The sequence below is a fragment of the Alkalihalophilus lindianensis genome (genome assembly GCF_032843265.1).
Taxonomy (GTDB): domain Bacteria; phylum Bacillota; class Bacilli; order Bacillales; family Bacillaceae_D; genus Alkalihalophilus; species Alkalihalophilus lindianensis.
Map to the genome: position 1 here is coordinate 1 of NZ_JAWJBA010000908.1, position 242 is coordinate 242.

The following is a 242-nucleotide window of genomic DNA, read 5'->3' on the forward strand; positions in this document are numbered from 1 at the left end:
GCCCGATCCACGACCACCCGCCGCACGCCGCAGTGCCTGCACGATGGGTTCGAGGCACGGCCGCAGCGCCGCTCTCATCCACTGCGCGTCCGCCGCCTCCATCTCTTCGAGGAACGCATCCATGGCGCGCAGGTCGCCTTGGAACCAGTTCGCGGCCGCGAGTCCGAGCTGTGCCGGCTCCTCGTAGGCCGGGACGAGATCACCGAACGGACGCGGCACGTCCCGCTGCGCAGCCTTCTTCT

General features: G+C 70.2%; 1 protein-coding gene. It reads right to left on the reverse strand.

What is annotated here, in order from left to right:
* Window positions 1-242: hypothetical protein (locus RYX56_RS24745; protein WP_317124439.1), on the reverse strand; the 242-nt coding region annotated here is incomplete at both ends.